This is a genomic window from Actinomadura madurae (assembly GCF_047130825.1).
GTDB lineage: Bacteria > Actinomycetota > Actinomycetes > Streptosporangiales > Streptosporangiaceae > Spirillospora > Spirillospora madurae.
In genome coordinates this window covers 5,147,821-5,168,631 of sequence record NZ_CP083237.1, presented here as the reverse complement: position 1 = coordinate 5,168,631, position 20,811 = coordinate 5,147,821, and the positions used below count along the sequence as shown (strand labels likewise).

At 69.4% G+C, this 20,811-nt stretch carries 16 protein-coding genes; 9 read left to right on the top strand and 7 right to left on the bottom strand.

Annotation, left to right across the window (positions count from 1 at the left end):
• Window positions 1-89 precede the first annotated feature (89 nt).
• Window positions 90-1,028 carry a non-homologous end-joining DNA ligase gene (gene ligD, locus K8Z49_RS23300; protein ID WP_412520868.1) on the top strand — a complete coding sequence of 313 codons (939 nt, stop codon included), beginning with the start codon at window positions 90-92 and terminating at the stop codon, window positions 1,026-1,028.
• A 9-nt stretch (window positions 1,029-1,037) separates the two neighbouring features.
• Here the strand turns inward: ligD and clpB are convergent, their stop codons facing one another.
• The 5 genes from clpB to dnaK are packed head-to-tail and all read right to left on the bottom strand — an operon-like array spanning window position 1,038 to window position 7,344.
• Complete coding sequence (clpB, locus tag K8Z49_RS23295) at window positions 1,038-3,653, bottom strand: ATP-dependent chaperone ClpB (protein ID WP_412520866.1); 2,616 nt, start codon at window positions 3,651-3,653, stop codon at window positions 1,038-1,040.
• A complete protein-coding gene (locus tag K8Z49_RS23290) occupies window positions 3,635-3,979 on the bottom strand; it encodes a chaperone modulator CbpM (protein WP_021591225.1) in 345 nt (114 codons plus the stop codon). Before K8Z49_RS23290 ends, clpB begins: the two co-directional genes overlap by 19 nt.
• Window positions 3,979-4,920 (bottom strand): DnaJ C-terminal domain-containing protein, encoded by a 942-nt coding sequence (locus K8Z49_RS23285; protein WP_412520864.1) that lies wholly within the window; start codon window positions 4,918-4,920, stop codon window positions 3,979-3,981. Before K8Z49_RS23285 ends, K8Z49_RS23290 begins: the two co-directional genes overlap by 1 nt.
• A complete protein-coding gene (locus K8Z49_RS23280; protein ID WP_075021473.1) occupies window positions 4,920-5,498 on the bottom strand; it encodes a nucleotide exchange factor GrpE in 579 nt (192 codons plus the stop codon). The genes K8Z49_RS23285 and K8Z49_RS23280 overlap by 1 nt, the downstream gene beginning before the upstream one ends.
• Window positions 5,467-7,344 carry a molecular chaperone DnaK gene (dnaK, locus tag K8Z49_RS23275; RefSeq protein ID WP_075021472.1) on the bottom strand — a complete coding sequence of 626 codons (1,878 nt, stop codon included), beginning with the start codon at window positions 7,342-7,344 and terminating at the stop codon, window positions 5,467-5,469. Before dnaK ends, K8Z49_RS23280 begins: the two co-directional genes overlap by 32 nt.
• 357 nt (window positions 7,345-7,701) lie before the next feature.
• Between dnaK and K8Z49_RS23270 the strand changes: the two genes are divergently transcribed.
• Both K8Z49_RS23270 and K8Z49_RS23265 read left to right on the top strand, forming a co-directional pair.
• Window positions 7,702-8,151 (top strand): DUF1931 family protein, encoded by a 450-nt coding sequence (locus K8Z49_RS23270; RefSeq protein ID WP_021591220.1) that lies wholly within the window; start codon window positions 7,702-7,704, stop codon window positions 8,149-8,151.
• 148 nt (window positions 8,152-8,299) lie between these two features.
• On the top strand, window positions 8,300-11,140 hold the full coding sequence (locus K8Z49_RS23265; protein WP_412520861.1) for a helix-turn-helix transcriptional regulator: 2,841 nt from the start codon (window positions 8,300-8,302) through the stop codon (window positions 11,138-11,140).
• Here K8Z49_RS23265 and K8Z49_RS23260 read toward each other — a convergent pair.
• The gene (locus tag K8Z49_RS23260) at window positions 11,137-11,568 is read right to left on the bottom strand and encodes a DUF2267 domain-containing protein (RefSeq protein WP_075021470.1); all 432 of its coding nucleotides are present in this window, start codon (window positions 11,566-11,568) and stop codon (window positions 11,137-11,139) included. The two genes, K8Z49_RS23265 and K8Z49_RS23260, sit on opposite strands and share 4 nt — an antisense overlap.
• A gap of 278 nt (window positions 11,569-11,846) precedes the next feature.
• Between K8Z49_RS23260 and K8Z49_RS23255 the strand changes: the two genes are divergently transcribed.
• Window positions 11,847-13,658: an MFS transporter gene (locus tag K8Z49_RS23255; protein ID WP_412520859.1), complete on the top strand. Its 1,812-nt coding sequence runs from the start codon at window positions 11,847-11,849 to the stop codon at window positions 13,656-13,658.
• 53 nt (window positions 13,659-13,711) lie between these two features.
• Window positions 13,712-13,933 carry a hypothetical protein gene (locus K8Z49_RS23250; protein WP_200871721.1) on the top strand — a complete coding sequence of 74 codons (222 nt, stop codon included), beginning with the start codon at window positions 13,712-13,714 and terminating at the stop codon, window positions 13,931-13,933.
• On the opposite strand, the gene K8Z49_RS23245 is transcribed toward K8Z49_RS23250, so the two are convergent.
• On the bottom strand, window positions 13,921-16,452 hold the full coding sequence (locus K8Z49_RS23245; protein ID WP_412520857.1) for a LuxR C-terminal-related transcriptional regulator: 2,532 nt from the start codon (window positions 16,450-16,452) through the stop codon (window positions 13,921-13,923). The genes K8Z49_RS23250 and K8Z49_RS23245 overlap by 13 nt on opposite strands.
• A 171-nt stretch (window positions 16,453-16,623) precedes the next feature.
• Between K8Z49_RS23245 and K8Z49_RS23240 the strand changes: the two genes are divergently transcribed.
• From K8Z49_RS23240 to K8Z49_RS23225, 4 genes are all read left to right on the top strand, one after another.
• Complete coding sequence (locus tag K8Z49_RS23240; RefSeq protein ID WP_412520855.1) at window positions 16,624-18,198, top strand: Na+/H+ antiporter; 1,575 nt, start codon at window positions 16,624-16,626, stop codon at window positions 18,196-18,198.
• 103 nt (window positions 18,199-18,301) lie between these two features.
• Window positions 18,302-18,751 carry an Hsp20/alpha crystallin family protein gene (locus K8Z49_RS23235; RefSeq protein ID WP_021591213.1) on the top strand — a complete coding sequence of 150 codons (450 nt, stop codon included), beginning with the start codon at window positions 18,302-18,304 and terminating at the stop codon, window positions 18,749-18,751.
• A gap of 41 nt (window positions 18,752-18,792) precedes the next feature.
• Window positions 18,793-19,218: a thioredoxin gene (trxA, locus tag K8Z49_RS23230; RefSeq protein WP_075021465.1), complete on the top strand. Its 426-nt coding sequence runs from the start codon at window positions 18,793-18,795 to the stop codon at window positions 19,216-19,218.
• On the top strand, window positions 19,202-20,794 hold the full coding sequence (locus K8Z49_RS23225) for an FAD-dependent oxidoreductase (RefSeq protein ID WP_412520852.1): 1,593 nt from the start codon (window positions 19,202-19,204) through the stop codon (window positions 20,792-20,794). The genes trxA and K8Z49_RS23225 overlap by 17 nt, the downstream gene beginning before the upstream one ends.
• Window positions 20,795-20,811: the final 17 nt, after the last annotated feature.

Genomic DNA, 20,811 nt, shown 5'->3' with positions numbered 1-20,811 from the left:
GGACGGAAGCTGAATTTCCCTGTTCATTGCAGTAGGCCAGCATGCCGTCGCCCCTTGGGCGGTAGGTCGTGGTGATGGGGAGCCTGCCGATGTATCCGCCGATGTTGGCCCTGCTGGGGGAACTGCCGACCACGGAAGGCTGGGCGGCCGAGTTGAAGTGGGACGGAGTCCGCGCAGTCGCCTACGTCCGCGACGAACGGCTACAGCTGATGTCGCGCAACGACAAGGACATCACCGTGGCCTGGCCCGAACTCGCCCCGCTCGCCGCCGCGGTCGACGTGCCGGTGGTGCTGGACGGGGAGATCGTGGCGTTCGAACCGGACGGCAGGCCGTCGTTCACGGCGCTCGCCCCGCGGACGCACCTGCGTCAGCCACACCGCATCCAAGCTCTGGCGGAGTCCAACCCCGTCTCTTACATGATTTTTGATGTGCTGCACCGCGACGATGATCCGCAGATCGCCCTGCCCTACGCCGAGAGGCGCAGGGTTCTCCAGGGGCTCGGGCTGGACGGGCCGCGCTGGAAGACGACCAATTCCCACGACGACGTCGCGACGGCCTTCGCCGAGTCGTCCCGTCTCGGCATGGAGGGCGTGGTGTCCAAGCGCGTCGACTCCCCGTACCGGCCGGGGAAACGGCATCGGGACTGGACCAAGACCAAGAACTTCCGGACGCAGGAAGTGATCGTCGTCGGGTGGAAGCCGGGGGAGGGCCGCCGCGCCGACCGGATCGGCGCGCTCCTGCTGGCCGTCAACGACGAGCGTGGACGGCTGAGATACGCCGGCCATGTCGGTACCGGCTTCACCGATGCGATCCTGGACGACCTCGCCGAGCGTCTGACGCCGCTGCGGCAGGACGACCCGCCGGTTCCCGACGCTCCCCCTCAGCACGTGCGGGACGCCCGCTGGGTGCGGCCGGAGCTGGTCGGTGAGGTCGTCTTCGCCGAGTGGACCGGCGATGGCCGGCTGCGGCACCCGAGCTGGCGTGGGGTCCGTACGGACAAGGCACCCGGCCAAGTCCGCCGCGAATAGGCCGGCCGGTCACTCCGGGTTTTCGTAGCGGACGTTCAGCTCCTCGTTCGCGACGGTGATGTGGATGGTCGCACCGTTCCGGACGTCACCTGCGATGAGCGCGCGGCCGATGCGGGTCTCGACCTCGCGGGCGATGAAGCGGCGGAGCGGGCGGGCGCCGTACACCGGGTCGAAGCCCTGCTCGGCGATCAGCCGCCGGGCGTCCTCGTCGATCGCCAGGTGCATCTGCCGGTCGGCCAGCCGGGCGCGAAGGTCGTTGAACATCAGGTCGACGACCTGCTCGATCTGCGGCAGCGTGAGTGGCTTGAACAGGATGATGTCGTCGACCCGGTTGAGGAACTCGGGACGGAAATGCCGGCGCAACTCGCCCATCACCCGGGCGCGGGCGTCCGGCTCGATGTCGCCCTCCGAGGTGACGCCCTGCAGCAGATGCTCCGACCCGATGTTGGACGTCATGATGATCACGGTGTTGCGGAAGTCGACGGTGCGGCCTTGGGCGTCGGTCAGGCGGCCGTCGTCGAGCACCTGGAGCAGCGTGTTGAAGACGTCGCCGTGCGCCTTCTCGATCTCGTCGAACAACACGACCGAGTAGGGCTTGCGCCGGACGGCCTCGGTGAGCTGGCCGCCCTCCTCGTATCCCACATAGCCGGGGGGCGCGCCGACCAGCCGGCTGACGGTGTGACGCTCCTGGTATTCGCTCATGTCGATGCGAACCATGTTCTCCTCGGTGTCGAACAGGGCCGCGGCGAGGGTGCGGGCCAGTTCGGTCTTGCCGACGCCGGTGGGGCCGAGGAAGACGAACGAGCCGATGGGTCGGCGCGGGTCCTTGATGCCCGAGCGGGCGCGGATGATGGCGTCGGACACCAGCTGGACGGCCTCGTCCTGTCCGACCACTCGCTCGTGTAGAACCTTGTCGAGCCTGAGCAGCTTGTCCCGCTCGCCCTCTTGCAGACGGCTGACCGGGATGCCCGTCCAGCGGGACACGATCGCCGCGATCTCCTCTTCGGTCACGATCTCGCGCAGCAGCCGGCCGCCGTTCTGCTTGTCGGTCAGCCGCTCCTCCTCGGCGCGCAGCCGCCGCTCCAGCTCGGGCAGCCGGCCGTGCCGCAGCTCAGCGGCACGGTTGAGGTCGTAGTCGCGCTCGGCCCGATCGGCCTCCTGCCCGACCTGTTCGATCTCCTGACGCAGCGCCTGCACCTTGCGGAGTGCCTGGCGCTCGGCCTCCCACTGGGCGCGCATGGAGCCGGCCTCGGCGTGCAGCTCGGCCAGTTCCTTCCGGAGTTTCTCCAGGCGGGCCTTGCTCGCCGCGTCCTCCTCCTTGGACAGTGCGGCCTCCTCGATCTCCAGGCGCATGACACGGCGGGTGAGTTCGTCCAGTGGCGCGGGCATGGAGTCGATCTCGGTGCGCAGCATGGCGCACGCCTCGTCGACCAGGTCGATGGCCTTGTCCGGCAGGAACCGGTCGGAGATGTAGCGGTGGCTGAGCGTCACGGCGGCCACCAGTGCGGCGTCCTGGATCTTCACGCCGTGGAAGACCTCTAGGCGTTCGCGCAGGCCGCGCAGGATGGAGACGGTGTCATCCACGGTGGGCTCGTTGACCAGGACGGGCTGGAAACGCCGCTCCAGGGCGGCGTCCTTCTCGATGTGCTTGCGGTACTCCTCCACTGTCGTCGCGCCGATCATGTGAAGTTCGCCGCGGGCGAGCATCGGCTTGAGCATGTTGCCGGCGTCCATGGCGCCTTCGGTGGCGCCCGCGCCGACGACGTTGTGGAGCTCGTCGACGAAAAGCAGGATTCGGCCCTCGGCCGCCTTGACCTCGTTGAGCACGGCGGTGAGGCGTTCCTCGAACTCGCCCCGGTACTTGGCGCCCGCGACGAGCGAGCCCATGTCCAGGTTGAAGATCGTCTTATCGCGGAGGCCCTCGGGGACGTCGCCGTCGGTGATGCGTCGGGCGAGCCCTTCGACAATGGCGGTCTTACCGACGCCGGGGTCGCCGATCAGCACCGGGTTGTTCTTGGACTTGCGGGACAGGATCTGGACGACACGGCGGATCTCGGCGTCCCGGCCGATAACGGGGTCGAGTTTGCCTGCCGCGGCGTCGGCCACCAGGTCCCGGCCGTACTTCTCCAGCGCCTCGTAGGCGACCTCGGGCATGGCGGACGTCACCCGCTGGTGGCCGCGAATCCGGGTGAGGGCCTCCAGGAAGGAGTCCCTGGTGATGCCCTGACGGTGCAGCAGCCGGCCCGCCGCCGTCGCCGAGCCCTCCTCCAGCAGTGCGATGACCAGGTGCTCCACGGAGACATAGTCGTCCTTCAGCCGTTCGGCCTCCTGCTGGGCGGTCTCGAGCAGGCGGGAGAGCCGCTGAGTCACCAGCACCTTGCCGGGCTCGGTCCCCGGACCGCTCACGCTCGGGCGGCGGCCTAGCTCGGCCTCCAGCGCCTCCCGCAACCGTGCCGGATCGGCCTTCGCCTCGGTGAGCAGCCGCGGGACCAGTCCGCCGGCCTGGTCGAGCAGGGCGAGCAGCAGGTGCTCGCCGTCCACTTCGACGTGCCCGAAGCGCAGGGCCTTGGTCTGGGCGTCGTGCAGGGCCTCCTGGGATTTCTGGGTCAGGCGGTTGGGGTCCACGTTCGGCCTCCGGTGTGGTGTTGGATGCGTAGTTCACGCTCGAGTTCGGCGATGCGGTCGAGCAGTTCGACCACGAGTCCCAGCGCGGCGTAGTTGAGGCAGAGCCCCGTCCGCAGGCGTTCGAGGCGTGCGTACGCGGCGACCTGCGCGGGCGGGAACCAGAGCCGGCCGGACGGGTCGCGTTCGGGGTCGAGCAGCCCGAGACGCACCAGCCGGCGTGCCAGCTCGGGATGGATTCCGGCGGCATCGGCGAAGGCGTCGAGGTCCATCCGCCGGGGACGGGTCGGGATGATGGCGTAGACCGTGCCGGGCAGCAGATGTTCCATCACGATCTCCTCGGGTCGAACGGCGACGCTGAGGCGAGCTCCTCGAACAGCCGGCGTTCCGTTTCGGACGGCTCGGGCGGGACCACGATCCGGACCTCGGCGAACAGGTCGCCCGGGGCACCGCGGGGATTGGGCAGCCCGCGTCCGCGCAGCCGGAGCCGTCGCCCACTGGAGGTGCCGGGGGGCACCTTCACCTTGGCCTCGCCGCCGGGCGTCTGCAGTCCCACCGTCGTGCCGAGGGCGGCCTCCCACGGAGCGAGCGGCAGGTCGGTGTATACGTCGCGATCTTGGACGCGGTAGCGGTGATGTGGGGCGATCCGCACCACCAGGTAAAGGTCTCCAGCGGTGTCGCCGCTCCCGCCTTGCCCGGCCAACCGGATGCGCTGGCCGTCGGTCACACCGGCGGGAACGGTGACGTCGAGGTTCCGCGGGCCCTCTGGACGCTCGAGGGTGATGGTGCGCCTGGTCCCCCGGTACGCCTCCTCGACGCTGACCTCGATCTCGGCCTCCTGGTCGGCACCGCGAGACGGCGACCAGGCGGACCAGCGACCGCCGCCCCGCCGGCGGCCACCGAAGATCCCGCCGAACAACTCCTCCACGTCGATGTCCTCCCCGAACCCGCCGGTGTAGATGCCGCCCGTGGTGGCGTAGGGGCCGGCGCCCGTGGCGGCACCCGCACGGGAACGCGCCCACATGTCCGGGTCGACGTCTTCCGGAACCCGCCGGAAGTCAGGCCCGAAGACGTCATAGCGGCGGCGCTGTTCCGGATCGGACAGGATGGCGTAGGCTTCGGAGACGTCCTTGAACTTCTCCTCGGCTCCGGGGTCCTTGTTGATGTCGGGGTGATGGGCACGGGCGAGCTTGCGGTAGGCGCGCTGGATCTCGTCCTCGTCGGCGTCCCGGGAGACCCCGAGCACCTCGTACGGATCTCGGACGGCCATCAGTCACCGGCCTTGGCCGACACCGACACCAGCGCCGGACGCAACTGGTTCTCGTCGTCGCCGTAGCCCGGCTGGTGCACCTCGACCACTGTGCCGGGCGGAACGTCGGGGTCGGTGCGCACGGCGACCGCCGAGTGCCGGGCCGGGTCGAACGGGACCCCCAGGTCATCGCGACGCGGGTAACCGAGGTCGCGCAACGTCGACACGGCCCGGTCCCGGACGCTGCGAACGCCCTCGATGACGCTGGCCGGATCGGACTCGGCGTGCTGGAGGGCGCGTTCGAGGTCATCGAGAACCGGCAGCCACATCGCGGTGACCTCCGCCCGCTGGGCACGGCGCTGCGTCTCCAGTTCACGCGTCATGCGCTTGCGCAGGTTGTCGAGATCGGCGAGCGCGCGCCGCCACAGGTCCTCGAGTTCCTCGATCCGCGCCCGGAGCCGTTCGACCTCGCCGGAATCGCGGCCGGCCGCCTCGGCGGCTCTTTCCTGCTCGGCGTGCTCGGGCTGCTCGAGTGGCCGGTCCTGGCCGACTGGCTGCCCGGTCTGCTCAGTCCGTCGTGAATTCGGCGTCGATGACATCCTCGTCCGAGCCTTCCGTCGTCGCCCCAGCGGAACGCTCGCCCGCGCCCGCTCCGGTGGTCGCTCCCAAGCCGTGCAGGATCTGCTGGAGTTCGGAGGTGAGCGTGCGCAGCCGGTCCAGCGGCGCCTCCTCCTTGATGGCTTGCCGGGCGTCCTCGATCAGCCCCTCGGCCCGCGCCTTCTCATGCACGGGCACTGTGTCGGCGAGTTCGCCGAGCCGGCGTTCGACCTGGTAGATGGCCGAGTCCAGCTCGTTGCGCGCGTCGACCTGCGCGCGCAGCCGGGCGTCCTCCTGCCGGTTCCGCTCCGCATCGGCGATCATGCGTTCGACCTCGCTCTCGTCGAGGTTCGAGCTCTGGCTGATCGTGATGCGCTGCTCGGCGCCGGTGTCCTTATCGCGTGCGGAGACATTGAGGATGCCGTTGGCGTCGATGTCGAACGTCACCTCGATCTGCGGCTGGCCGCGTGGCGCGGGGCGGATGTTCTCCAGCCGGAAGCGACCGAGCACCCGGTTGTCGGCGGCCCGTTCCCGTTCACCCTGCAGGACCACGACGTCGACCGCGTTCTGGTTGTCCTCGGCGGTGCTGAACGTCTCGGTGCGGCGGGCGGGGATGGTCGTGTTGCGCTCGATGATCTTGGTCATCACCCCGCCCATGGTCTCCACGCCGAGCGACAGGGGCGTGACGTCGAGCAGCAGGACGTCCTTGACCTCGCCCTTGAGGACGCCGGCCTGGATCGCGGCGCCGAGCGCCACGACCTCGTCCGGGTTGACCGACATGTTGGGGTCCTTGCCGCCGGTCAGCCTGCGGACGAGGCTCTGCACGGCGGGGATCCGGGTGGACCCGCCGACCATGATGACCTCGTCGATGTCGTCGGCGGTGACCTTGGCATCGCTCATCGCCCGTTCCACCGGGCCGACGCAGCGCTCGATCAGGTCAGCGGTGATCTGCTCGAACGTGGAGCGCATCAGCGAGGTGTTGAGGTGTTTCGGGCCGCTGGCGTCGGCCGTGATGAACGGCAGGCTGAGCTGTGTCTGGGACACCGTGGACAGTTCGACCTTGGCCTTTTCGGCGGCCTCGAACAGCCGCTGCAGGGCTTGGGGGTCCGCGCGCAGGTCGATCCCGTTCTCCCGCTGGAAGTCATCGGCGAGGTGATCGACGATCCGGCGGTCGAAGTCGTCGCCGCCGAGATGGCCGTCACCGGAGGTGGCGCGGACCTCCACCACGTCGTCGCCGATGTTCAGCAGGCTGACGTCGAACGTGCCGCCGCCCAGGTCGAACACCAGCACGGTCTCGTTGGCCTTCTTGTCGAGGCCGTAGGCCAGTGCCGCCGCTGTGGGCTCGTTGATGATGCGCAGGACTTCGAGCCCGGCGATCTTCCCCGCGTCGCTCGTGGCGTGCCGCTGGGCGTCGTTGAAGTAGGCGGGCACGGTGATGACCGCCTCGGTGACCTTCTCGCCGAGCGACTTTCCGGCGTCGTCCGCCAGCTTGCGCAGGACCAGCGCCGAGATCTCCTCCGGCGCGTACTGCTTGCCGCGCACGTCGAAGCGCGCAGTTCCGTCAGGCCCTGCTACCACGTCGGAGGAGACCGCGTCCCTCTCGGTCTCGATCTCTTCGTAGCGTCGTCCGATGAAGCGCTTCGCCGAGGTGATGGTGCCCTTCGGGTTCAGGATCGCCTGCCGCCGGGCCAACTGCCCGACCAGCCTCTCCCCCTGTTCGGTGAAGGCCACCACGGACGGGGTCGTCCGTGATCCTTCCGCATTGGGGATGACCCGGGGCTCACCGCCTTCGGTCACCGCGATGACCGAGTTGGTGGTGCCGAGGTCTATGCCGACTGCTCTGGCCATCAGCTTCCCTCCGATGGTTCCCACCGCGCATTACGGTGGGAGGGCGTGCACCGTTGCCGGAGATGGCAACGTCTTAGTGACCGACGCTGCGTCATCAGGTGATCGGGCACATCCACCGACCGTGTAGGTCTGTGCTCGCGCCCACCGCGGCGCGTCCGTGAACTCGCCGTGAGCGGAAGGGCACCTGTCCAGGCGGGCTCGCGGGGTCAGGCACCCGGCCGGCCTGGGCGCACGACCTTGTCGCGCGGATCTGGTCCTACAAGATCTGACGATGTGACGCCCTCTCCGAGCGGGAAGGCTGTACGAACTTGGACTTCCTTCTCCTCCTTTCAGGAGACGACAGGCGAGGTAACTGGCATGGCCGTGATAGGAATCAGCAGGTTCGAGCGCTTCTTCAGAGCGGCCGCGGGGCTGGATGTCGATAAGAATGATCTGCGGCGCTACCACGAGTTCCTTGACGCAAAGCTGTACGACCTGCTCCTCAACGGACAGGCCAAGGCGAAGGCGAACGGGCGCGACATCATCGAGCCGTTCGACCTGCCGATCACGAAGGGCCTGCAGGAGAGCATCCACCGGTTCCGCCGGTTGGACGAGGAGATCGAGGTCGAGCCGATCCTGGAGTTGCTGGCGAGGCGGCCGCCGCTGGATCTCGCGGTCCGCGATGCCACCGATGAGAAGCTCCCCGAGATCGCGGGCGGCCTTTCCTACGCGCTGTCGCAGGCCTTCCGGATCATGTTCCCGGACCGGCGCAACCCGCAGACCACGCAGTGGGAGCGGGTCCAGCGCATGTTCGACCTGCTCTTGTGACCCGGACTGCCGCTTTGACCGGGTTGCGGCAGATGGTCCCCAGGTGATCCGCCTTTGTCCAATGTTGACTTGACCCTGCCTAAAAACAGGACAGCGGCGCGTTGACGATCGCGTATCGCCCTGCGCCATCCAGGGCACGTTGCCCTGTATGGACGGCAGGCCGCCGACACGGGGCACGACCTTCGGTCGTCAACAGGAACGAGCGAGCATCGACGAGTTACTGACGCGCGTCGACGGCCCGAGGGTCATGCTCGTCGAGGGGGAGGCGGGCATCGGGCGGACCCGCCTGCTCGAGGAGGCCGCACAGAGAGCCGCTGACGAGGGCTTCGCGGTGCTGGTCGCGGACACGGCCCCCGAACTGCATCGGCCCGCGATACTGGAGATGTTGCTGTCGGTACTCGACGAGCCCGGCCCGAACCCACCGCCGGCCGGACAGGACCGGCCGACCGAGCGGTTGCGGGCCGCGCTGGAGCGGCGGGCCCGCTCCACCTCGTTGCTGGTCGTCCTGGACGATCTGGAATTGGCTGATCCCGCTACGGTCCTCGCGCTGCGTACGCTGCCGATCCGGCTCGCGTCGTCTCCCGTGTGCTGGATCCTCGCACGCCATACCGGCTCCGGTGGCACCGAGCTCGACCGGCTGTTCCTCCGGTTGCAGGCGGGCGGCGCGACCCTGCTCCAGCTTCGCCCGCTGTCGGGTGAGGCCGTCTCCGACCTGGTCACCGCCGCTCTGGGTGCGCGCCCTGATCCCGACCTGCGCGTGCTCGCGGACCGGGCGGGCGGTAATCCGCTGCTGCTTCTCGAGCTGATGAACGGACTGCTCGACGAGGGCGGGGTGGTGATCTCCCAGGGCCAGGCCCGCCTCATCACCTCCCGGCTGCCGGAGCGGGCCCGTATCGTCGTCCATGGCCGACTGGACGATCTGGATCCGGCGGCCCGGCGGCTTCTCGAGGTAGCGGCGATGCTGGGGCCGGCATTCCATCCCCTGGTCGCCGCCGACCTACTTGGCATCACCCCCTCCGAACTGCTGCCGTCACTGGAGGCGATACTGGCGACAGGGTTGCTGGCGGCGCATGAAGAGGCTCTGGTGTTCCGGCACGACGTGGTGCGCGAATCGATGATCATGGATATTCCCGGTCCCGTCCGGCAAGCGCTGCACGTGCAGATCGGTAGGAACCTGCTGGAGCACGGCGGCCGGGTGAAGGCCGCAGCGACCCACCTCATGGCCGGGGCGGTACCAGGCGTCCCGGAGGTCCTCCAGAGCCTGGACCGGGCGAGCGCGGAGATGCTCGACACCTACCCGGCGGTCGCCGCCGAGCTGACCCGCCGGGCGCTCGAGCTCACCGAGCCCGCCGACCCGCGGTGGTTCGCGCGCACGATGACGGCGATGCGGACGCTGGTCGCCGCCGGTGACCTGGTGGGAGCCGCGGAGCTCGCGGAGGCCGCGCTCGACCAGTGCGCGTCCGGCCCGTCCACCGCCGAACTGCTGACCGCGCTGTCCTTCGTCCTGGTGCCGATGGGCCAGGCCGCCAAGGCGTTTGACTCGGCCAAGGCCGTGCTGGACATGCCGGATCTGCCGGCCGAGGTGCGCGACCACGCCGAACTCGCCCTCCTGCAGGCCGAGGCCGGGCTGCAGGAGGGCGGGAGCGTACTGGACCGGGCCAGAGCGATCGTCAAGGCGGACGACGTGCCCGGTCGTGGTCTGGTGACCGGGGCGCTCATCGTCCTTGCCTTGAACGGCTGGGACGAGGGCGACCTGATCGGCGCGCTCAAGTTCACACGGACCGGTGTGCGGCAGGCGTTCAACGACGGCGTGCATGAGTGCCGGCTCCACCCCGGTCTGATCCTGGCCTCGTTCCTGGTGGACGTCAGGCTCATGGACGAGGCACGGCGGGCGATGGTGCTGGGGACCGGCGGGGCCGACGGGATCGGACGGGACGGCTGGGCGGCCGGACCGGCGATCGTGCGATCACGTATCGACCTCGCGGAGGGGCGTCCGGAGGAGGCGATCCGCGGAGCGAGGGCGGCTCTGGAGGCGGCCGACGCGGGCGGGGCGCACCTGCTGGGCGCCTGTGCCCGGTCCGCGCTGTCCTTCGCGGCGCTGCGCTCCGGCGATCTCGAGACGGCCACCGAGCATAGCCTCGGCGGCGAGAACGCGGGCGGCCCGGCACTCCCTCCCTTCGACCTGACCCGTAGCGAGCTGGTCCGGGCGCAGGTGACAGAGGCGTGCGACGGGCCGCGGGCCGCCCTGCCCGCATTGAGCCTGCTCCTCGACGGCCTGGCGGAGCACAATCGGGCGCTGACCTGCGAGCCGACGGCGGCGGCCTGGCTGGTCCGGACGGCGGTCGCGGCGGGTGAGCCCGGACCGGCCGAGGAGGTCGTAGCGGCGGCCGACCGGCTCGCCGAAATGAACCCGGGACTGCCCAGCCTGGCCGCCGCCGCCGAGCACGCCCGGGGGCTGTTGCACGGCGATCCGAACCTCCTGCGAAACGCGGCCGCGGAGCACGCCGACCACTGGGCGTGCGCCTCCGCCTACGAGGACCTCGGCATGCTGCTGGACGGGGCGGGCGGCGCGCGCGGCCAGAGGATTCAGTGTTTGGACAAGGCTCTCTCCTGTTACGCGGCGGCCGGCGCCGAACGCGATGCCGCCCGGATCCGGGGGCGCCTGCGGCGGATGGGGGAACGCCGACGGCACTGGAACCATCGCGAACGTCCCGCGGCCGGCTGGGACAGCCTCACCGGGACCGAGCAGCGGATCTCCGGGCTTGTCGCCCAAGGGCTCACCAACCAGCGCATCGCTGATCAGTTGTCCGTCAGCGTTCACACCGTCGCGTTCCACCTGCGGCAGGTCTTCCGCAAACTCGACATCCGCTCACGCGTCGAATTGGCGCGGCAGGTCCTCGAACATTCTGATGACCCTCCAGACGCGCATACCAGGAAGAGTTCCGACGGCACGAAGGCCGAGTCACCCCCGGCCCGACCGACGCCCTAGACGGGAATGAGTGGGCGCAGGTCCCGGGAAATGCTGGACTTGATGTCCTCCCATTCACCTTCTGTGACGTATCGCCGCAGCGCCTGCAGGACGGTGGACACCAGCCGCTCCATACCACCGTCGACCTCGTGCGGGAAGCCACGCCGGACATGTTGGAGGAACTCCTCCTTGTCCATTTTCACCGGCACTCGGCTGGGGTCCCAGCCCTCGTAGTACACACCGCGGACCAGCAAGGGGAGTTGGGCGGAGAGATGCGCACACTCGTCCACGGTCAGCCGGTCGCGCAAAGCGTGCAAAACGGCGCGCAGCGCATCGAAGGACCAGTTCCGTCGTTCCTTTGACCACCCGTGGGCATGCTCGATCTCATTCAGCACGCGGTTCGTCTTGTCGATGGTCTTGTCGAAGGTCGCGAATCCCGTGGCGCTCATGCGAACCTCCCTTCCGTATGAGGAGGACCTTTCGTCCCACAGCGTCGCGCGGGACCGGGTGAGAACGCGTCACCCGATGAGGGTGACGCCGGAACCGGGTCCGTTTCACCCCGCATGGGTGACGTCCCCTCACCCCCTCACTCAGACGCTGGTCGATGACAGTGACCCGCTTTCAAGGGGGTAACGGGATGACGAATGCCGGCGAATTGAGCACGATTCAGACCCAGATTCCCGCTCGGCTGGATCGCCTGGCCTGGACGCGGTTCCACTGGAGAATCGTGATCGGCTTGGGCACCGTCTGGGTACTGGACGGGCTAGAGGTCACGATCGTGGGTTCGATCGCCGCCCGGATGACCGAGCCGGGCAGCGGCATCGACATCTCCAGCGGCGACATCGGCACGGCCGCGGCCTTCTACGTTGCCGGCGCATGCCTCGGCGCGCTTCTCTTCGGCCAGCTCACCGACCGCTTCGGACGCAAGAGACTGTTCATGATCACACTGGGGTTGTACCTGGTGGCGACCGTGGCGACCGCGTTCGCGACCGAGGCGTGGTACCTGTTCCTGTTCCGTTTCCTCACAGGGGCCGGCATCGGCGGTGAATACGCGGCCATCAACTCGGCCATCGACGAGTTGATCCCCGCCCGCAACCGGGGCCGGGTGGACCTCGCCATAAACGGCAGTTACTGGCTGGGCGCGGCCATTGGAAGCCTTGGCAGCGTGCTGCTCCTCAACGATGCCCTGCTGTCGGCGGACCTCGGCTGGCGGCTGGCCTTCGCCATTGGCGGGGTCCTCGGGCTGGGGATCCTGGTGGTGCGCCGGAACGTTCCGGAGAGCCCCCGCTGGCTGTTCATCCATGGCCGTGACGAGGAGGCGGAACGGATCGTCGACCGGATCGAGCGGGAGGTTCAGACCGAGACCGGGGAGCCGCTGCCCCCTCCGGCGCAGAGCATCACCGTGCGGCAGCGCAGGTCGATCAGCTTCCGCGAAATCGCCCGCGTGACGGCCAAACGTTATCCCAACCGCACCGTTCTCGGGCTGTCGTTGTTCGTCGGGCAGGCGTTCATGTACAACGCCGTCACGTTCGACCTGGGCACGATCCTCAGCGACTTTTTCGACGTCGCGTCCGGCACGGTGCCCTACTTCCTGGCCGCGTTCGCGCTCGGGAACCTGATGGGGCCGCTCCTGCTCGGACGCCTCTTCGACACCGTCGGCCGCAAGCCGATGATCGCCGGCACCTACTTCGGCTCCGCGGCGCTGATCGCGGCGACCGCCGCCCTGCTCATGGCCGACCTCCTGACCTCGACGACGTTCATCATCCTGGTCGCGCTGAGCTTCTTCGTCGCCTCGGCCGGGGCCAGCTCCGCCTACCTGACGGTCAGCGAGATCTTCCCGATGGAGACCCGCGCCCTGGCCATCGCCCTGTTCTTCGCGGTCGGCACCGCGGCCGGCGGGATCACCGGCCCGGCGCTCTTCGGTCAGTTCATCGGCAGCGGCCGGCTGGACCTGGTCGCCGTCGGGTTCTTCATCGGATGCGGGGCGATGATGCTGGGCGGGTTCGCGGAGCTGATCTTCGGCGTCCGCGCCGAACAGCAGTCGCTGGAGAACATCGCCCGTCCGCTCACCGCGGAGGAGGCCGAGGCCACCACGCCGCAGGAGCAGGAGAGCCTCCGGCGGGCCGCACTGGAGCGGGAACTGTCGGCCGAGGACAGGCGCCGGTCCGACGAACGCGATCGCCGCGCAGGGGAGCGCGCCGCCCGGCGCCGCAAGCGGGAAATGGCGAGGCCGCAGCGCTTCCGTCCCGGGCCTGGGGGCTCGCAGACCTACTCGCCGGGAATGATGGGAACCGCGGGCACGCCAAGCCGGTCGACGGCGGTCTCCGAGCGCGAACTCGACCGTGAGATCGATGATCTCGTCCACGCGACCGGGGTGGGCCCGGTGGAGCGGCGCGACCTGGCGAAGCGGGTCAGCGCCCGAAGCTGGGGCCCCGGCCGGTTCAGGCAAGCGCTGGGCGAGGCGATCAAGGAGGGGCGCCTACGGCGGCTGACGCGCAGCAGGTACGGCCCTGGAGACGCCAGGGGGGACGAGGAGTGACGCTCGCCTGCCGTCTTCTCGGCCACCGTCCGCGGTTCACCAGTGAAGGGAACATGCTGGTGTGGATCTGCGACCGGAAATGCGCGGCCGGAGGTGCCAAGGAGTACGAGACCGCCGCGGACGCCGCCCGTTACGCCCGTGCCTTCAACCGGGAGGATCGCGAGGATCTCGGCAAGCGCGCTCCGCTGATCGGGCTGTTCCCGCTCCGCCTGTTCCGAGCCTTCCGGAACCGTCACCGCAGCGGACAAGAGAGCGGCGGCGCTCAGAGAAGCTGAGCCTCCCGCGCCTTGCGCACCGCCTCCCGGCGCCGGGAGGCGGTGAGCTTCCGGTAGATGTGGCGCATGTGCGTCTTCATGGTGTTGACCGAGACGTGCAGCTCGGCCGCGATCTCCTCGGTCGTCAGGACGCTCTGGAGATACCGCAGCACCGTCAGCTCCCGCTCGGTCAGCGGCGCGACGGGGTGGTCCGTCCGCTCGGCGGCGCACTCGATGATGTCCAGGACGAACGGCCAGTATGCCGTCCCGGAGTCCAGGTGGGCGCTCAGCAGCCGCCGCGCGGCCGGGCCCTCGCGGATGAACACACCCCGGAAACGCTCCTGATCGGCGAGTTGCAGGGCCTTCTCCAGGATCGCGGACGCGTGCCGGTCCTGGCCGAGGCGGTCGGCGGCCAGCGCTTCCAGGAGGCCCGCCTCCAGGCTGCCCCCCAGTTCCATGTTCGGAGCTCCGGCGGCCGTCCGTATCGCCGCGTCCAGATCGCCGTTTCTCAGCTGCGTGCGCGCGAGCGCGACCGCCAGCGGGGCCGAGCCGCCCGACGCCCCAACCTGGTCGGCCAGTAGCCTCGCGGCCGTGCCGGTGTCCCCGAAGTTCGTCCGCAGCGCCGCCTCGGCGGCGGTGAACCGGTGGGCGATGTATCTCGGCACCGCCCAGCCGGTGAGCTGGTGGCGGACCTCGCGCAACACCTCGTCCGCTCCGGCCTGGGATCGGCCAGCCTGGAGCAACCACAGCCGGACGATGCTGATCAGTGCGGCGAGCAACTGGTCGCCGTTGCTGTCGGCGAGATCCAGGTATCGGGCCGCCTCGTCAGCCTCCCCCCATTCGTGATGCGTGATCGCCAGGGCCAGCTGGGCGTATCCGCAAGCCGCGGGGGACGTCGCGAAGCCGAGCGAATCCTGAGCGGCCTGCTCCGCGAGATGGAGTTCGCCGAGCAGCGCACGGACCACGGCGAGCCTGCTGAGGCACGCGGCCCGGACCCGTTCCAGGCCCGCCCGCTCGGCCGCGGCCAGCCCGTCGTCCAGTGCCCGTTCTGCCATGCGCAGGTCGCCGGTGGCCAGCTGGGCCGTGCCGAGTGCGGAAAGGGCGACAGAGCGGGTGCGATCGCCGTCCCGGTGTGCGAGGAGCCGTGACGCCTGGGAGAACGTCGCGGCGACGTCACCCACCGCCACCGACCGCGCCAAGCGGATCGCCGTGATCCTGTCGTCGTCGGCCTCGGTGGTCTGATCACCGGCAAGCCGCAGGTAACGGTCGGTACCTCGCCGATCGCCGAGAATCTGCTGGTTTAACGCACAGGCCAGCGCAAGATCCGAGTTGACGCGAAATGCCGCTTCTGGCGGCGCGGCATCGAACGCCCAGAGCGGCCGGTCCGGACCCGACACAACGAGATCGGGCCAATGGTCGGCCAGCAGGTCCGTGGCCATCCGCCAGTCCAAGGACAGGAGGGCGTGGTGCAGCGCGTCCGGGGACGAGCCCCGCGCGGCATACCAGGCGGCCGCCCGCCGATGCAGGTGGGGAACCTGCCGCGGCTCTCGCCTGGCCAGCTCACGACGAAGGAACTCGCCGAGAAGATGGTGGTAGCGATACGAGGAGCGCCGGTCGTCGACCGGGTCGAGGAATGCCCCCGCGTTCCCCAGCTCGGCCAGGATCTGTTCCCCGTCCGACCGGCCGGTCAGCGCGTCCGCCAGGCTGCCGTTGATCCGCTCCAGCACAGAGCCGTACAGCAGGACCTCCAGATGCGCGCCGTCGAGTCTGTCCAGCACTTCCGAGGTGAAATAGCCCGCGATGGTCTCGTGGTCGCCGGTCAGCCCACCGACGAAGCGCAGCGGATCACGATGTCCTTGCATGGACAGCCCCGCCAGCCGCAGGCCCGCCGGCCAGCCCTCTGTGCGCCGGAGCAGGATGCGCGTGTAGCGGTCAGGCAGCTCCAGGCCCAGTGCGGCCAGCAGTTCGACGGTCTCCGGCATGGTGAAGGACAGCTCCGCTGCCTCCAGCACGGTGACCGCCCCGGCGAGCCGCAGGCGCGCCAGTGGAGGTCCCGGGCCACCGCGCGTCACGATGACCACCCGCAGTGCCCGCCCGGCGTGCTGAACCAGATACTCCAGCCCCTTCAAGACCCGCGGGTCCCGTATTCGATGGAAATCGTCGAGAACGATGCCCACGGGATCGCGCAGCTCGGCCAGCTCGGCCGCCAGCCGGGGCAGGAACTCTTCATGGCGCATCTCGTCCGGCGACGGCAGGGCATGCCCCGCGAAACCCCCCGTGGAGATCAGTACGGCCCGCAGATAGCACCAGAATCGGGGGTCGTCCCCGTCTTCGATGCCGAACCAGCCGACCCGAAAGTCGGTCGCCCTCGTCCACCAGCTCAGCAGCACGGACTTCCCCCAGCCGGGCGGAGCGTTCACCAGCGTCATCGGGTGTTGCCGCGCGGTGTCGAGGACGCGGCCGAGGCGTGGCCGCTCCACCAGCCCTGGTGGAGGGGCGGGCGGCTGCAGTTTCGAACCCAGCAGAGGTACTTCGGTCACGTCCACACCCTGCGTGTGCCGCGATGCGCCTCGTATCCTCAGTCCGGGTAGCAGCCGCTACTGGCGCGATTCACTCGCCCCGGCAGTGATCGCCGGAAAATCCGTCCCGCTTGTACATTTCGCTACCTGCCTGTTCGGCTGGACGGGGTCTCCCGCGGGAAGGCCGCGATCATGGGTTCGGAATCCCTGTTCATCGTCGGCCTGGTCATCACGGCCGTGCTACTGCTCTCCCGGGCCCTGTCCTCGCGCCTAGGGATACCCGACGCGATCCTTCTCGTCGTCCTCGGCGCAGCGGCCGCGTTCCTGCCCGGCATGCCCGAGATCGAGCTGCCACCGGAACTGGTGCTACTGGGCTTCCTGCCCCCGCTCGTCTACTACGCCGCGTTCTTCAGCTCCCCGCGCGAGGCGAAGGCGGACGCAGTGCCGATCACGGCGCTCGCGATCGGCCTGACGACGGTGACCACCTTCACCGTCGCCGTGGTCCTGCGCGGGGTCCTGCCCGATCTGGGTTGGGCGGCGGCCGTCGCCCTCGGTGCCGCCGTGGCCCCCACCGACCCCGTCGCCGCGATCTCGATCATGAAGCGGCTGAACGCGCCGAACCGGATCGCGACCATCGTCGAAGGGGAGAACCTCATCAACGACGCCGTCGCGCTCACCGCCTTCGTGCTGGCCGTCGAGGCGCTGACGACACCCTTCACCGTCGGCCACGGCATCGCACGGCTGGCCGAGGTCGTCGCCGGCGGCGTGGCGTACGGCCTGGCGGTGGGGTTCATCGCGTCCCGCCTCCGCCGCCGGATCCGCGATCCCGCCAGCCAGATCATCGTGTCCCTGCTGACGCCGTACCTGGCGTTCGTCCCGGCCGACGAACTCGGCTTCTCCGGGGTACTCGCCACCGTCTGCGCGGGCTTCTATCTGGGCACCCGCGGAGAGGGCATGCTCCAGCCGGCGTCCCGGCTGCCCGGTCATCTGTTCTGGCAGGTGCTGGTCTTCCTCCTGGAGTCGGCGCTGTTCGTGCTGCTCGGTCTTGAGATTCGCGTCATCGTGCGTGAGTTGACCGGCTCGGCATGGTCGCCGGCGATCCTGGGCGCGGCCGCGGTCACGGCCGCCATCGTGGCCCTGCGGCTGGCCTGGACCCAGTTCGTCTTCCCGCTCTCCCGGTACTTGCCCGGCCGGCACGTCGCCTTCGACCATCTGAACTGGCGCGAGCGGCTCGCCATCGGCTGGAGCGGCATGCGAGGCGCGATCTCACTGGCGATCGTGCTGTCCCTGCCGGTGTCGGCGCCGGGCCTACCGCCGGAACGACGCGGAGAGCGGCTGTTCGTGACCGGCGCCGTCGTGTTCATCACCCTGCTCGGGTGTGCGACCACGCTGCCCGGCCTGCTGAGACGGCTCGGCCTGGCCGAGTCCGACCGCGTCCGGATCGAGTACCAGGAGGCGCGAAAGGCAGTGGTGGAGGCAGCCCTGGCACGGCTGGACGAGCTCATCGAGAACGGCGAGGTCGACGATCGCACCGGCAGGACCTTCCACCAGCTGTACGAGGATCTCCTGGACCAGATTCGCACCGAATTCGGCGAGGACCTCGACGAGGAGGTCACCGACTCCCTAGGCCTCCGCCGCGAACTGGTGCGGACGCAGCGCGAGAAGCTGCGCCGGCTCTACTCCAGAGGCAAGATCAGCGCCGAAGTCCTGCGGGCCGTGGACCGGTGGCTCGATCTCGAGGACCCCGACATCCGGGAAGTCGGCTGACCGGGCGCCGCCCCGTCCAGACCTGTCAACTCTGAGGATGTGCCGGACCGGCCGGACGGGCAACGTCCCACTCAGAGAACGTCCCCAACGAGAGGATCAGACCATGGCACTGCCCAGCATCCGCCACCCCGGAGACACGATGCTCACCCCGAGGCCGCGGGCATTCGACCCCCTCTACGAGCAGATGGAACAGCTGGTCAACGCGGCCTTCGCCGGCACCACCACGGAGATGCCCTGGGCACCTGCGGCGGACGTGAGCGAGACCGACGACGCCTATGTAATCGAGGCCGAACTTCCCGGCCTGAAGAAGGACGAGATCGACGTATCACTGCACGATCGGGAGCTGACCATCACCGGAGAGGTCAAGGAGCGGGAGAGCCGTGGGCTGCGGCATCGCAAGCAGCGGCGCAGCGGCCGATTCGAGTACCGCGTGTACCTGCCCGGTGACATCGACGCTGAACGGGTCGACGCGAACCTCGGCGATGGCGTGCTCACCGTGACGGTCCCCAAGGCCACGACCGAGAAGGACCGCCACATCGAGGTCAAGGACTGACCCTCACGGGGGCGACCCGCCCACGCCAGCGGGAGGAGCCGATGATCATCCGTTGCGAGCACTGCGGCAAGAAGAACCGTGTGCCGGCAGCCGCCGACGGTGGTCCAGTCTGCGGCAACTGTCACCGGCCGCTCCCGTGGATCGCAGAAGCCGGAGACGAGGATTTCGCCGAGGTGGCCGAGCGCTCCTCGGTCCCGGTCATCATCGACCTGTGGGCGACCTGGTGTGCGCCGTGCCGCACGGTCAGCCCGGTACTGGAGCGCATCGCCCACGAGATGGCCGGGCGGCTGAAGCTCGTGAAGATCGACATCGACCGGGCGCCATACATTCAGGAGCGCTTCGCCGTGCGTGCCGTTCCCACGCTCCTACTGATGCGTGACGGGAAGGTGATCGACCAGAGAGCGGGCGCCGTACCTGCTGGTCCACTCCGAACGTGGGTGGAGGAAGCCCTTGGAAGAGACATCTGATCTGTACGGCGCCTACCCCCGGCTCGACCGGGAGCAGGTCGAGCTGGTCGCGGCATACGGGGAACGACGCCCGACCCGCCGTGGCGACGTCCTCTTCTCCGAAGGGGACCGTGCCTACGACTTCTTCCTGATCCTGGCCGGGACGGTGGCGATGCTCGACAAGGGCGAAGTCATCCGGGTGCACGGTCCGGGGCGCTTCCTCGGCGGGCTGGGCCTGCTGACCGGTCAGCCCACGTTCCTCACCGCCCGCGTCGAGGAGCCGGGCGAAGTGATCGCGGTGCCGCCACGGCGGCTGCGCGAGCTGGCCGGCAGGGAGCCCTGGTTCGGCGACATCGTTCTGCGCGCGTTCCTCATCCGCCGCGCCCTGCTCGTCGAGCAGGGCGCCGGGCTGCGGATCATCGGCTCGCGGTTCTCTCCCCGCTGCCGCCGACTGCGCGACTTCGCCGCGCGCAACCGGCTGCCGCACCGATGGATCGACGTCGAGGACGATGAGGACGCCGAATCGCTGCTCAGGGAGCTCAGCGTCCGGGCGTCGGAGACACCCGTCGTGATCCTGAACGGTGAGCGAGTGCTGCGCAATCCGGGGGACGACGAACTCCCACGGCTGCTCGGGCTGCCCCCACCGGCACCGGCCTCGTCGGCGTACGACATGCTCGTCATCGGCGCGGGCCCGGCCGGGCTGGCCGCGGCCGTGTACGGTTCCTCGGAGGGCCTGGACACGATGGTCGTGGACGCCATCGCCACCGGAGGGCAGGCCGGCACATCATCCGAGATCGAGAACTACCTCGGTTTCCCTGGCGGCATTTCGGGCGCGGAGCTGACCGATCGGGCGGTCATCCAGGCCGGGAAATTCGGGGCGAAGCTCCACGTGCCCGGCGACGCCACGGGCCTGCGGGTGGGCAATGGCCGGTACACCGTCGACCTCGGCGGAGGCGGCGAGCTGTCCGGCCGCACCGTCGTCATCGCGACCGGCGCCCGTTATCGCCGGCTGGACGTCCCGCATCTGGACGACTTCGACGGTGCCGGCGTGTACTTCGCCGCGACTCAGGTTGAGGCACTGCAATGTCGGCACGTGCCCGTGGCCATCGTCGGCGGCGGCAACTCGGCCGGTCAGGCGGCCGTGTTCCTGGCCCGGCATGCCACACGCGTGTTGCTCTTCGTCCGGGGCGCGGAGCTCAGCGAGAACATGTCGCGCTACCTCATCGACCGGATCGAGCACTGCCCCGAGATCGACGTGTTCCTGAACACCGAGGTCCGTGAACTGCACGGTCACGATCTGCTGGAGGAAGTCGTCACGGGGAACAAGCAGACTCGTGAAGTCCGCCGCTTCAAGGTGCGCGCATTGTTCGTCTTCATCGGAGCCGACCCCTGCGTCGGTTGGTTGTCCGGCACGGTCGACCTCGATCACAAGGGATATGTGCGCACCGGTGGCCGGCAGGCCCTGCCGTTGGAGACCAACCTCCCCGGCGTGCTGGCCGCCGGCGACGTGCGGAGCGGCTCGATCAAGCGCGTCGCCTCTGCGGTGGGAGAGGGGGCGATGGCCGTCCGCCTGGCGTTCGAGCGCCTGAACCGATGACCGGCCGTCGGGTGTGA

Coding starts and splice junctions, on each gene's coding strand:
- trxA (WP_075021465.1), top strand. CDS start 18,793: ATGATCATCCGTTGCGAGCACTGCGGCAAGAAGAACCGTGTGCCGGCA.
- K8Z49_RS23290 (WP_021591225.1), bottom strand. CDS start 3,979: ATGGAACATCTGCTGCCCGGCACGGTCTACGCCATCATCCCGACCCGT.
- dnaK (WP_075021472.1), bottom strand. CDS start 7,344: ATGGCCAGAGCAGTCGGCATAGACCTCGGCACCACCAACTCGGTCATC.
- K8Z49_RS23285 (WP_412520864.1), bottom strand. CDS start 4,920: ATGGCCGTCCGAGATCCGTACGAGGTGCTCGGGGTCTCCCGGGACGCC.
- K8Z49_RS23235 (WP_021591213.1), top strand. CDS start 18,302: ATGGCACTGCCCAGCATCCGCCACCCCGGAGACACGATGCTCACCCCG.
- K8Z49_RS23280 (WP_075021473.1), bottom strand. CDS start 5,498: ATGTCATCGACGCCGAATTCACGACGGACTGAGCAGACCGGGCAGCCA.
- K8Z49_RS23270 (WP_021591220.1), top strand. CDS start 7,702: ATGGCCGTGATAGGAATCAGCAGGTTCGAGCGCTTCTTCAGAGCGGCC.
- K8Z49_RS23240 (WP_412520855.1), top strand. CDS start 16,624: ATGGGTTCGGAATCCCTGTTCATCGTCGGCCTGGTCATCACGGCCGTG.
- K8Z49_RS23250 (WP_200871721.1), top strand. CDS start 13,712: ATGCTGGTGTGGATCTGCGACCGGAAATGCGCGGCCGGAGGTGCCAAG.
- ligD (WP_412520868.1), top strand. CDS start 90: ATGTATCCGCCGATGTTGGCCCTGCTGGGGGAACTGCCGACCACGGAA.
- K8Z49_RS23260 (WP_075021470.1), bottom strand. CDS start 11,568: ATGAGCGCCACGGGATTCGCGACCTTCGACAAGACCATCGACAAGACG.
- K8Z49_RS23265 (WP_412520861.1), top strand. CDS start 8,300: ATGGACGGCAGGCCGCCGACACGGGGCACGACCTTCGGTCGTCAACAG.